This is a genomic window from Paenibacillus sp. MAHUQ-45 (genome assembly GCF_058133325.1).
Genome location: NZ_JBYUPV010000001.1, coordinates 450562 through 463137, shown reverse-complemented (window position 1 = coordinate 463137; position 12576 = coordinate 450562). Strand labels below are relative to the sequence as shown.

The window sequence follows — 12576 nt, the reverse complement described above, 5'->3', positions numbered from 1 at the left end:
TACTCCCATGCCGTTATGATACCATCAAACCAAGAAGGCGGGGAGCAATCTTATGAATATCCAGTACTCTGCAGCGGCTCAAAATATAGGATCGTCAGTTGTTCGAGAAATCCTGAAAGTTACACAAGGTACAGATGTTATCTCGCTTGCGGGTGGATTGCCCGCAGAAGAGCTATTCCCGGTAGAAGCGGTCCAGACAGCCTACAATCAGGTGTTGTCAGGCAATGGTTCTGCTCTACAGTACGGGATCACCGAGGGCTTCACTCCCCTGCGCGAACAAATTGCCGAAAGACTTGCCCATCAGGGCATTCCCGTATCCAGTGATGAGATTATTTTAACTACAGGCTCTCAGCAGGCGATTGATCTGATCAGTAGGATTCTGCTAGACCCCGGCGATGCCGTGCTCGTCGAAACACCTACCTATCTCGCTGCATTGCAATCACTGAACTTCTACCGTGCTGACATCCATATTGTGGACCATGACAGTGAGGGGATGATACCTGAAGACCTGGAGGAAAAGCTGCGGAGGCTGAAGCCGAAGCTGCTGTACACCGTCCCCACCTTTAATAATCCCTCGGGGGCTACGTGGAGCAAGGAACGCCGCCTGAAGATTGTAGAGCTGTGTCAACGTTACGGCACTCTGATTCTGGAGGATAATCCCTATGGGGAACTAAGATTCACCAGTGATCCTGGCAGTATTCCGCCCACACTAGCGGCCATCGACCGAAGCAGCAATAAAGAACATTGCGTCATCTATACAGGCACCTTTTCCAAAATTGTCGCCCCTGCTCTGCGCACAGGCTGGATTGTCGCTGACCCTGCAATTGTCAGAATGGTTGCCAAGGCCAAACAGACAGCCGATCTGCATTCCAGCGCAATCGATCAGCGGGCATTGCACAGGCTGCTGCAGACGTTCGATATCGAGCGTCACATCGCTAGCGTCTCCCGTGAATATCATGCTCGGATGAAGCTGTTATCCCAGGAGCTTCTGGCTCAGGGGATGGAAGGATTGAGCTTCCGTGAGCCTTTGGGAGGCATGTTTCTTTGGCTGACACTACCAGCCGAAATCGATACAACCAAGCTACTGCCGATAGCCATGGAACATGGTGTCGCTTTTGTTCCCGGCGAGGTGTTCTATCCCTCCCATCCAGAGAAGAATACGATGCGCCTGAATTTCACCCATACGCCACCGCAGCTTGTTCAGGAGGGCGTTCAGCGCCTGATGAGAGCCATTGTGCAGTGGCGCGAACATGAGACTGCCATCATATAGCGTGCGGGTTTACCGAAATTATTTTATAAAAAACAAAAAACGGCGGCGTTACCCGGATAACCGGATACACGCCGCCGTTTGATCTATGCTGTTCATCGAACGATTGAAAAAAATCATACATAACGTTGCCAGTTAGGAAAGTTTGCCGTAAGCCGGGTTCTGTGCTCTTCGTGGTTCATACGGGAACTACCCTCCCACCATAAGCGACAATCATCTATCTAGGCCGTACATTACTGCACAGCTCCAGCGACCAACCTAGACGCGCCTCAGGCGAAGGCTGCTTCTTTCCGCGAGGAATGATGCTGCGTCTCATTAGGTCTTGCTCCAGATGGGGTTTACCAGGAACAAAGTCACCAGTGTTCCTCGGGGTCTCTTACACCTCGGTTCCATCCTTGCCTGTGCCGTCCGAAGACGGCCATCGGCGGTCCATTTCTGTGGCACTATCCTTCGGCTCGCGCCGACTGGACGTTATCCAGCACCCTGCCTTATGGAGCCCGGACTTTCCTCCCGCGGCTTGCGCCGCCGGCGATTGTCTGTCAAACTTTCCGAACAACATTTATATTATACAGACTTAAGTCAGCCTGCACAAGTGTAATTGTTTGGAATTATAGAAAATTGAATGGCTCTGTATTCACCTGCGAAGCATGGACTACTGTCTCATAGCGCCCTTCGGTAAGCTTCTGGGTCATCCACTCCGCAACTTTCTCCTTCATGATTTTCTCCGCGTTATGCCCGGGATCAATCAGAGTAATACCTGCCAGCAGCGCATCCTGAGCTGTGTGGTAATCAATATCTCCAGTAACCAGCACGTCCGCTCCACGGAAAATTGCACTGTTGTAGTACTTAGCCCCGGAACCGCCCAAAACGGCAGCCTTGCGGATCGGACGATCGAGATCGCCAACCACACGCACCTTATCCACCTTCAGTCCCTGTTTGACAGTTTCCACGAAGTCTCCGAGGGTCGTAGCTTCTTTAAGCTTCCCTACTCGGCCCAGACCAAGGCTGCGGCCCTTCAGATCCATCTGATACAGATCATAGGCCACTTCTTCATACGGATGCGCCTTCAGCATGGCCTGCACCACTTTGTTGCGAATTCCCTGCGGCACTATCGTCTCAATACGCATTTCCTCAGCACGCTGCATTTTACCCGGCTCCCCAATATAGGGCTCTGTTCCTTCACCAGGCAGAAAAGTGCCGTATCCCTCAATATTGAAGCTACAGTGACTGTAGTTGCCAATTGAGCCCGCACCTGCGTTCAGAATGGCATCCAGTACCTTCTGATGATGATCCTTCGGAACAAACACAACTAGCTTGGACAACTGCTCCGAATGAATATCCTTAATCGGTGCACTGTTCTCGATGCCGAGTGCTTCCGCCATCCAGTCATTCATTCCGCCTTCGGCCACATCCAGATTCGTATGGCTAATGTACACAGCGATATCATTCTTGATGAGCTTCTCATACAGTCGACCAGCTGGCGTATCGGTAAGAATACCCTGCAAGGGACGGAAAATAATCGCATGGTGGGCAATGATTAGATTACAGCCCAGGGAAATGGCTTCCTCCACAATCTCCTCATTCACATCCAGTGCAACCAGAATCCCGGTAATCTCCTTCTGCAAAGTGCCCAGCTGCAGCCCAACCTTATCCCAATCCTCAGCGATATGCTTTGGGGCAAGCTGCTCCATATACTGAACTACAGTCTGTCCTTTCGCAAGCATTCCAGCACCTCCGTGATTTCCTTGATCTGTCCTGTAACGACTTTCCGCTTGTACTCTGCAGAAGCCAGCTCGGAGCGAGACAGCGAGGCCAAAATGCTTTCCAGCTTCCGAATCTCACCCTGCCATTTATCAAAAAACACATCATTCGGCGATCTCAGCAGCCAAGGCCCCATCTGAATCAATCTTTCCTTGCTGCAGACAACTTCGCCGCCCGCCAGTTTCAGATCGCTGTACACCTCAGCATTGGTAAGGGTTCCCGCAGCTTCCGGCACCGCGGTCAAGACCTCATAGATCTTGCCGTCTTCCTCTAGAATGTGCTCAGCAGTGAGCACCCAGCCGTGCTCCAGCAACCAACGGCGAAGGTTATCTTCGCCAACATTCGGTTGAAGCGACAGCGTAGTCACGCCTTCCAGCTTCCCTTGCTGCCGCCCCCGGTCCAGAATCGCCGCAATCAGCGATCCCCCCATACCGGCGATAGAGATACTGTCCACCTCGCCGGGCTCCAGCACCTCCAGGCCATCTCCGCGGCGAACTGAGATCACCTTTCCTTTGCCAGCTTCCGCCACGCCTCTGCGTGCAGCTTCAAAAGGTCCCTCATTGACCTCTCCTGCGACAGCAAACACAGCACGTCCGCTCTCCAAAGCCGCTACAGGCAGCAGCGCATGATCGGAGCCAATATCGGCCAGCCGGCTGCCCTGCGGAATCTGCTCCAGCACCAGCTGAAGCCGTTCAGATAATTTAGTATTGTTCATGTAGCCACCCACGCAATCCATTTTTTTCGGAAAAGAAACAACAACGCCAGCTCTGCAGCAATCTTCGCTAATAGTAAAAAGGCAATCCACTGCGGATAATTATGGCGCAATAGAAGCGCATCCAGCTCTGGCAGAAGCCAGAGCGTGGCTCCCACTGCAAAGTAAACACCGGCAACTCCACTTACCCGGTAATGCAGCAACCAGCTCAGCCAGATCATCAGCACACACAACGGGAGCCAGAGCAGTTCCAGCTCAAAAATCGAAGCATCCGGACGCATCCCGCCGAAGAAGCTGCCATACAGCAGCGCCCAGAAGGCATAACCGCAGTATTGCAATAGCCCGATACGAAGGACAAAGCCAAGCACACACCAGAGCAAACCACAGGTTCCAATAAGAATTGGCCGCCAGAAGCCCGGATCAAGATCATGCAGCGAAATGAGCCACAGCCCGAATCCCAAGGTCAGCATGCTCCCGACTCCTGCCAGCAGCAGGCTGATCGTCCGGTTTCGCTTTGTGTAAATTGCTGCATATCCATAGCAGACAACCAAGACAGACAGGACGGTTGCGATTTGCAAAGGCCAAGGAAAAACGCTAAAATATATACTAATCAAGAAAAACAAGGAAATAATGCCAAAACCAAACAACCATATTTTGATGCTGCCCTGCTGCAGATTTTGCAGCGAGATCGGGTTGCTGTCCTTGACCGCAGTTTCGTCGTCATACAGGTTAGTCAAGAAATCACAGTATTGCTCCGGTAGCAGTCGGCTCTTTCGCCAATACTGAATTTCTTTCAAGATCGTGTCGCGTTTCTCCAAATTCACCGGCTCATCCCTCTCTCCGTCCATTAAACGAAAAGAACCTCCTGCCACTGAGCAGCAGAAGGTCCAGTTCATACATCCTATTCGAGGAAATCCTTCAGCCGTTTACTACGGCTAGGGTGACGCAATTTTCTAAGCGCCTTGGCTTCAATCTGACGAATCCGTTCCCGGGTTACGCCGAAGACCTTGCCAACCTCCTCCAGTGTTCTCGTCCGGCCATCATCCAGGCCAAAACGCAGACGAAGCACGTTCTCTTCACGCTCGGTGAGCGTGTCCAGTACATCCTCCAGCTGTTCCTTCAGCAGTTCGTAAGCCGCCGCATCCGCAGGGGCCAACGCTTCCTGATCCTCAATGAAATCGCCCAGGTGAGAATCATCCTCTTCACCGATCGGTGTTTCCAGCGATACCGGCTCTTGGGCAATCTTCATGATTTCTCTTACCTTTTCTACCGTTAATTCCATTTCCGCTGCAATTTCTTCTGGCGAAGGTTCACGTCCAAGCTCCTGCAGCAGTTGGCGGGAGACACGGATCAATTTGTTGATCGTCTCTACCATGTGCACTGGAATACGGATCGTTCTGGCCTGGTCCGCAATCGCACGGGTGATCGCCTGACGAATCCACCAAGTGGCATACGTACTGAATTTGAAGCCTTTGTTGTGGTCGAACTTCTCCACCGCTTTGATCAGACCCATGTTGCCCTCCTGAATCAAATCCAGGAACAACATGCCACGGCCTACATAACGCTTCGCGATGCTGACTACGAGCCGCAGGTTCGCTTCTGCAAGACGGCGTTTGGCTTCTTCATCGCCGTTCTTGATCCGCATGGCAAGCTCCACTTCGTCGTCTGCCGACAACAGGGGAACACGGCCGATTTCTTTCAAATACATCCGCACAGGATCATTGATCTTGATGCCCGGAGGCAATGACAGATCATCATCGAAGCTGAAGTCGTCATTATCGCTGCCTTCGTTGTCCTCACTTTGTCGAAGAGTCGTAACCTCTTCGTCATTCTCGTTCACAACTTCAATCCCCAAATCGCTAAGCTGCTCATAGAACTCTTCCATTTGCTCGGGGTCTTGATCAAACGGCGATAATTTCTCCATGATATCTTTGTAATTCAGTGATGATCTTTTCTTGCCATGTTCAATAAGTTGATCCTTAACCTGATCCAAAGTAAATTCCGCTTCGAGTTCAGTATGCTGATCGTTCGCCATAATTCGACTCCCTCCTCCCTAGGTACATCCTGCCAGGCATTTCATTGTCTCTCTAGGGCTATAATCTCACTTGCTATTTGTGCCGCACGCAAAAAGTCACCTGTTTTTTCGGCCTGAATCATTTCTTCTCGCTTCTGTTCCATCCTGCGCTGCAGGGGGTATTTCCGCACTTCACGGATGTAATCGTCCAGCACCTGCGTATTCCAGTCTGGAGGGGTATCCATCATAGAAATGGCAGTCGCCGTTTTTTCCAGACGGTCATCCTGAAGAGATGAGAGAAACCGGCTGATTCCCGGTGGTTTTCCTTGAGCGTAATAGGCGTATAGATAAGCGGCAATTGCCGCATGATCATCGATGTTGAACTCTTCTCCGAGGCGTTCGCCCACATATGTGGCGGCTTCCGGGTCCTGAATCATGAAGGACAACAGGCGCCGTTCTGCGACATGGTAAGCGGGTAGCAGCGTAGGTGTCTGCACTTGCCCTTTTTTATGCCTACCATTATTCCACCTATTATCGTTATTATCCCCTTCGGGGATGTTTTTTTGCATCGATGCCCGGAGTAAATTGCAATCCTGCTTTAAACTATCATATGACAGCTCCAGCTCGGAGGCGATTTCCCGCAAATAAACTTCTCGTTCCGTAGAGGAATGCAAGGATGCAATAATCTGAAGTGCTTCTTTTACGTAAGCAATTTTACCGTCTTCCTCTAGGAGTATATGGTTTTTTTTCAGATATATAAGCTTAAATTTCACGGATGAGACCGCCGACTCAATCACCTGTTCCCTGAACCGCTCCCCGCCAAAACGGGAAATAAATTCATCCGGGTCCAGTCCGCTGGGCAGCACGGCAACTTTCACGCGGAACCCCGCTCCCTCCAGCATAGGAATAGCCTTGATGGCAGCAGCTTGTCCCGCCCGGTCGCCATCATACGACAGCACAATCTCATCAGCCAGATTTTTCATCATTGCCACATGATTCTCGGTGAGCGAGGTCCCCATGGTGGCAACGCCGTTCAGCACACCTGATTCCCAGGCTGAAATGACATCCCCATATCCCTCTAACAGAACGATTTGCCGCGTTTTGCGAATGGATGCTTTCGACTGGTGCAGATTGTACAGAACCCTGCTTTTGTTAAACAGCTTGGTGTCCGGGGAATTCAGATACTTTGGTTGGCCTTCCCCCAGAATTCTTCCGGCAAAAGCAATCACCTTGCCTGTGCGGCTCGCAATCGGAAACATAATCCGGCCGCGAAAACGGTCGATGAAGCCTTTACCCTCGCCTCTGACAGACAATAGTCCGCCCCGCTCCATCTCGGCGAGATCAAATTGGCGCTTCTCCAAAAATTGCTGGAGTGTATCCCAGCGGTCCGGCGCGTACCCGATCTGGAACTGGTCAATCATTTTATCGCTGAAATTCCGGGATCTTAAATACTCCATGGCGGCAGTGCCGTGCTCCGTATTCTTCAGCAGAAAATGATAGAACTTCGCAGACCATTCATACGCTTGCAGCAGCCGGTCCCGTTCCGGGTCAGGCGGAGACAATAGCCCGCTTTTCCCTTCCGGAAGAGGAATGTCGCTTTCTTCGGCCATCGTTCTAACTGCCTCGGGGAAGGATAACCCTTCGATTTCCATCCTGAATTTGATGGCATTTCCGCCCATACCGCAGCTAAAGCAATGAAACACTCCACGCTCTGGAGTGACCGTGAAGGAAGGGGTTTTCTCCGAATGAAACGGGCAGAGGCCCCATAAATATTTCCCCCGCTTGGTCAACTGGACAACTTTACCGACGGTATCGACAATATCATGGCGTGCCAGCACGCTCTCGATGACCTCTTCCGGGATACTTCCCTGTCCGCTAGCCATTTCAACCACCTTCATCTCTTAACAAATAAATATAATTCGCTACAGCTGAACATTCTCCTGCAAAATTGTTAAAAGTTTTGTCAGTTTATGTTGAAAAAAGTTTTTCTCCTCAGCAGTGATGGGTTTTGGCCCTTTAGAATAGCGTCCCCGCCTTCGTTCCACTGCTCTGGCATGCCTTCCCTCCAGCATGAAATCCATCGTGGAATCCTTATAATCCTGGCCACGAAATGAAAGCACACTGCAGCGTTTGCCCAGCGCCAGTGCGGCCAGTCCATAATCCTGCGTCAGCACCACATCGCCTGCGGAGATATGATTGGCAATATACAGATCAGCACTCTGATCGCCCCGGTCCACCTGCACAACCGTTACCCCTTCTTCACTCTTAAGCGCATGGTCATAGGAAGATACCATAACCACTGGAATCCCAAAGGAGCGGCCTACAGCGGCAATTTCTTTTTTGACCGGACAAGCATCTCCGTCTACGACAATTGTTCTCACCGGAGACTTCTCCATCTTCATCACCAATTTCCCGTGTAGTATATATACGCGCTTCTGGTATAAAATCCTTCTTTATTCAATATAATCTGAATCCCGAAACGTGAGCTGACAATTTGGCAAAATCATAAATACGGAACAGTTGTCAAGCTGACGCTTTGGCACTGTTCCGTATATTTATACCCTAAACCATCAATCTATACCATAAAACACTTAACTTTTTTATAGCCAGGAATAAAGGAAGCGTCCTTTGTTTACCACACCAGCTTGCCGAAATCAGCGAAAATCTTCGAGTCGGCATCAATGCCAGCCAGCAGGGCCAGACGGTTAGCGCGCACCTTCTCATCCTCTGCCATAACCATAACGGAATCGAAGAATCCGGTAACGGCATCCTTCAAGCCGGAAAGAATAGACAATGCTTCTTCAGCTTGCTTGCTAGCAAGGGCGTCACGGTAAGGCGTGTGCAGAGCCTGCCATGTCTCATACAGTTTCACCTCAGCAGCTTCCACCAGCAATGCAGGGTCGATAGTGACTTCCGTTGCCTTGGCGGCAAGGTTGCTGACCCGGGTCAGGGAATCCACAGTAATCTTGAAATCCTCTTGTCCGGTGACGGAATCCATCAATGCCTTGCTTCTGGCCACTACATTCACTACATCATCAAAACCGGCAGCAATGACAGCATCCACTACATCATAACGAACATTGTCGGACAGTAGGCGTTTCACGCGCAGACCAAAGAACTCGTAAAGAGTATTACGCAGTTCCTCACCCGAATGTTTCAGATTTCGTGAACTTTCATGCACTTCAGTTGCAGCGGCAAAAATATCCTGCAGTGAGATTGGAAGCTGACGCTCCAGCACGATCTGCACGATCCCTGCAGCCTGGCGGCGCAGTGCATAAGGGTCCTGAGATCCAGTCGGAATGATGCCAATGGAGAAGCAGCCGACAATAGTATCTATTTTATCCGCAAGGCTGACTATCGCACCTGCATCTGTCGATGGAACCTGATCCCCGGCGAAACGCGGCTGGTAGTGTTCAAAGATCGCTTTGGCAACCGTCTCCGGTTCTCCGGCTTTACGTGCATAATCTTCACCCATGGTGCCCTGGAGTTCAGGGAACTCATAGACCATTTGGGTAACCAGATCGAATTTGCAAATATCAGCGGTGCGGCTGACTTCAGACGCAGTTGCCGCAGGCAGATTCAGCTTCGCAGCCAGCAGATCCGCGATCTTGCGAATTCGACGGACTTTATCGCCGATACTGCCGATTTCTTCGTGATACACGATATTTTCCAGCTTGGCCAGTGCGTCACTGATTTGCAGCTTCTGATCCTCTTCATAGAAGAACTTGGCATCAGACAAGCGAGCACGAAGCACTTTCTCGTTCCCCTTCGCAATCACATCCAGTGATTCCGCGTTTCCGTTACGGACAGTAACGAAGAATGGCAGCAGCTTGCCTTCTGTATCCAGTACCGGGAAGTAACGCTGATGCTCGCGCATCGAGGTAATCAATACGTCCTGCGGAATATTCAGGAAGGATGGGTCGAAGGTTCCGAACAGAACTGTTGGCGTCTCCACCAGGAACAATACTTCTTCAAGCAAATCTTCCTTGATGGCGATGGTCCAGTTTTTCTCAGCAGCCAGCTTGTGAATCTGATCTAGGATCAGGCTCTCACGTTCCTTCACATCAGCCAGCACATGCTGTGACCGCAGGCTCTCTACATAAGCGGCAGGCTCGGCAATTACAGTCTCGCCCCCGAGGAAACGATGTCCACGACTCGTATTACCGGCTTTGACACCAGTGATCTCCAAATCAATAATGTCCTGGCCGAACAAGGCAACCAGCCAGCGGATCGGACGTACGAACTTGAAGTCATAGCTGCCCCAACGCATGTTTTTCGGGAACGTCATGGCATTAACGATGTCCGTCAGACCTTCTGCCAATAGTGTGGATGTTTCTACACCAGCACTGCTTTTCGTAGCGTATATATATTCAACGCCTGCCAGTTCCTTAAAGGTAAACTGCTCTGGAGATACCCCTTGGCTACGGGCAAAACCAAGTGCTGCCTTGCTCCATTCGCCGCTTGCGTCCAGAGCAATTTTGCGTGACGGCCCCTTGACTTCTTCACTGATATCGGTCTGCTTATCCGCGGCATCCTTGACCAGAACAGCCAGACGACGGGGCGTTGCATAGGCGGTAACCCCGCTATGAGAAATACGCGAGGATTCCAGCCATTTGGACATTCTGTCTTCAAGCTGCTCCATCGCAGCACGGATGAAACGGGCCGGAACTTCCTCCAGACCGATCTCGAACAAGATATCTTTAGCCACGGTCAGCACCTTCTTTCTTCAGCAGCGGGAAGCCAAGCTTCTCGCGTTCCTCCACATATGTTGCAGCTACCGTACGAGCCAGATTACGTACTCTCGTAATAAAGCCGGTGCGTTCAGTTACACTGATTGCTCCCCGTGCATCCAGCAGGTTAAAGGTATGGGAGCATTTCAGCACATAATCATAAGCCGGGAACACCAGATGGTTCTCCATCGCTCTGCGGGCTTCTTCTTCATATGTGTTGAACAGTGTGAACAACATTTTGACATCGGAAACTTCAAAGGTATATGTGGAATGCTCCACTTCCGGCTGATGGAATACATCTCCATAGCTGATTCCGTCCACCCACTCCAGGTCGAATACATTTTCCTTCTCCTGGATATAGGAGGCGAGACGTTCCATACCATAGGTGATTTCAACAGCTACCGGATGTGTCTCGATACCGCCCACTTGCTGGAAGTACGTAAACTGTGTGATTTCCATCCCATCCAGCCATACTTCCCAACCAAGGCCCGCGCAACCAAGGGAAGGATTCTCCCAGTTGTCCTCTACAAAACGAATGTCATGCAAGAGCGGATCTACGCCAAGCGCCTTCAGACTTTCCAAATAAATCTCCTGGATATTGTCCGGGGACGGCTTGATAATCACCTGGAACTGGTGATGCTGGTACAAACGGTTAGGGTTCTCCCCGTAACGTCCGTCTGACGGACGGCGTGAAGGCTCTACATAAGCCACCTTCCACGGCTCTGGTCCCAGTGAACGTAAAAAGGTCATAGGGTTCATCGTACCCGCCCCTTTTTCCGTATCGTACGGCTGGACGATAATACAGTTGTGTGCTGCCCAAAACTGCTGCAGTGTCAAAATCATCTGCTGAAAGTTCATGCTACCGACTCCTTCGCTTACAAGTTTTTTCATGCCTGATGCCTTCTTTAGGCCTTGCGCTGGAGGCGGCTCTTCTCTATTCTTGCAGCGCACCGGAAGACTCTCCGGCTAGCCACAGGTCAAAAAGCTCCCGCCCCCATGCCTGATATACAGACATAGGGACGAGAGCTTAACATGTTCTCCCGCGGTTCCACCCTACTTGATCCGTCCCGTAACTGATCATGAAAAAACCAAGAACAGGGTGACGAATCCACTTTTCGCTTGGTGCCGCTTCGTACTCCCGGGTGCCATGTTCATGAACTTTGCCCTGCCAGGCTTCCACTGCCCCCGACTCGCTGATATGACAATACGGTTCATTACTTTCCCGATCGATGCACGTTCTCCTTAACGGAGCTATTACGGCAGACCACAATTAATAAAAGTAAACTGCCACTATATTAACGGAAATTTCGAGATTCGTCAAATCTCGTATTTATCCAGCTGGTCCAGAAAGTTCTGCGATTTCAGCCGTAGCCCAAGCTGCATATCCATAAATGATCGCATAATTTTCTTGAGTTCCAAACGGGTGGCTTCCTTCACATCCACATTGCCGAGCCGGGTCAGATCCAGTGCCGCGAATAAGCGTAGCAGCTTCAGCGCCCGGGGTGAAATCGTAAGTGCTGGAGGGTCCTGATGCTTGCAGCTTCGGCACAGCACCCCGCCGAGGCGGGGACTGATCAGAAGCTGGTCATCAGGTTTTTGCGAGCCACAGATGATACATGTATCCAATTCCGGACCATACCCCGCTGCCTGGAGAAGCTTCATTTCGAAAATATTAATAATCACACCGGGTTCCTTATCTTCTTCCAGCGCATTTAGGCAGGCCGTCAGTTGGCGAAACCAAAAGCTTCCGGTCTCCTCATCATGCAGCACACGATCCAGCAGCTCGCAGGCGTAGGAGGCGTAGGCCGCTTTGATCAAATCCTCACGCAGTGGATGATGAGATTGCGTAATCTCACCGGAGTTCAGCGTACCGAGTCCCCCGTTATTTCTGAAAAAAACAAATTCTCCAACTGTAAACAGCTGAATCAGCGCAGCATGGCGGCTTTTGACCTTCTTGGCACCGCGTACGAGCACACCTACTTTGCCCGCGTTCTCGGTGCAAAGCGTAATGATCGCGTTCCCTTCACCGTAGTCCATGCTGCGGATGACGATCCCTTCCACCCTGTGTAGCATGCCTCTTCCCCCAACCATT

General features: G+C 51.0%; 10 protein-coding genes and 1 other RNA gene. 1 reads left to right on the top strand and 10 read right to left on the bottom strand.

Going from position 1 to position 12576, the window contains the following annotated elements; translation table 11 throughout:
• The first annotated feature begins 52 nt into the window (after positions 1-52).
• A complete protein-coding gene (locus AC3Y23_RS01995) occupies positions 53-1270 on the top strand; it encodes an aminotransferase-like domain-containing protein (RefSeq protein ID WP_379195079.1) in 1218 nt (405 codons plus the stop codon).
• Positions 1271-1403: 133 nt separating this feature from the next.
• Here the strand turns inward: AC3Y23_RS01995 and rnpB are convergent.
• From rnpB to recO, 10 genes are all read right to left on the bottom strand, one after another.
• Positions 1404-1815, bottom strand: an RNA gene (gene rnpB, locus AC3Y23_RS01990) — RNase P RNA component class A.
• 60 nt (positions 1816-1875) lie between these two features.
• Positions 1876-2991 carry a Nif3-like dinuclear metal center hexameric protein gene (locus AC3Y23_RS01985; RefSeq protein WP_379195077.1) on the bottom strand — a complete coding sequence of 372 codons (1116 nt, stop codon included), beginning with the start codon at positions 2989-2991 and terminating at the stop codon, positions 1876-1878.
• The gene (locus tag AC3Y23_RS01980; RefSeq protein WP_379195075.1) at positions 2967-3743 is read right to left on the bottom strand and encodes a tRNA (adenine(22)-N(1))-methyltransferase; all 777 of its coding nucleotides are present in this window, start codon (positions 3741-3743) and stop codon (positions 2967-2969) included. Before AC3Y23_RS01980 ends, AC3Y23_RS01985 begins: the two co-directional genes overlap by 25 nt.
• On the bottom strand, positions 3740-4588 hold the full coding sequence (locus AC3Y23_RS01975; RefSeq protein WP_379195073.1) for a hypothetical protein: 849 nt from the start codon (positions 4586-4588) through the stop codon (positions 3740-3742). The genes AC3Y23_RS01980 and AC3Y23_RS01975 overlap by 4 nt, the downstream gene beginning before the upstream one ends.
• A 53-nt stretch (positions 4589-4641) precedes the next feature.
• On the bottom strand, positions 4642-5775 hold the full coding sequence (gene rpoD / locus AC3Y23_RS01970) for an RNA polymerase sigma factor RpoD (protein WP_066364230.1): 1134 nt from the start codon (positions 5773-5775) through the stop codon (positions 4642-4644).
• A gap of 41 nt (positions 5776-5816) precedes the next feature.
• A complete protein-coding gene (dnaG, locus tag AC3Y23_RS01965; protein WP_379195749.1) occupies positions 5817-7637 on the bottom strand; it encodes a DNA primase in 1821 nt (606 codons plus the stop codon).
• A gap of 39 nt (positions 7638-7676) precedes the next feature.
• Positions 7677-8156: a YaiI/YqxD family protein gene (locus tag AC3Y23_RS01960; RefSeq protein ID WP_379195070.1), complete on the bottom strand. Its 480-nt coding sequence runs from the start codon at positions 8154-8156 to the stop codon at positions 7677-7679.
• 230 nt (positions 8157-8386) lie between these two features.
• Positions 8387-10462 carry a glycine--tRNA ligase subunit beta gene (glyS, locus tag AC3Y23_RS01955; protein ID WP_379195068.1) on the bottom strand — a complete coding sequence of 692 codons (2076 nt, stop codon included), beginning with the start codon at positions 10460-10462 and terminating at the stop codon, positions 8387-8389.
• The gene (gene glyQ / locus AC3Y23_RS01950) at positions 10455-11342 is read right to left on the bottom strand and encodes a glycine--tRNA ligase subunit alpha (protein ID WP_066365582.1); all 888 of its coding nucleotides are present in this window, start codon (positions 11340-11342) and stop codon (positions 10455-10457) included. Before glyQ ends, glyS begins: the two co-directional genes overlap by 8 nt.
• A 459-nt stretch (positions 11343-11801) precedes the next feature.
• Positions 11802-12557: a DNA repair protein RecO gene (gene recO, locus AC3Y23_RS01945; protein ID WP_379195066.1), complete on the bottom strand. Its 756-nt coding sequence runs from the start codon at positions 12555-12557 to the stop codon at positions 11802-11804.
• Positions 12558-12576 lie beyond the last annotated feature (19 nt).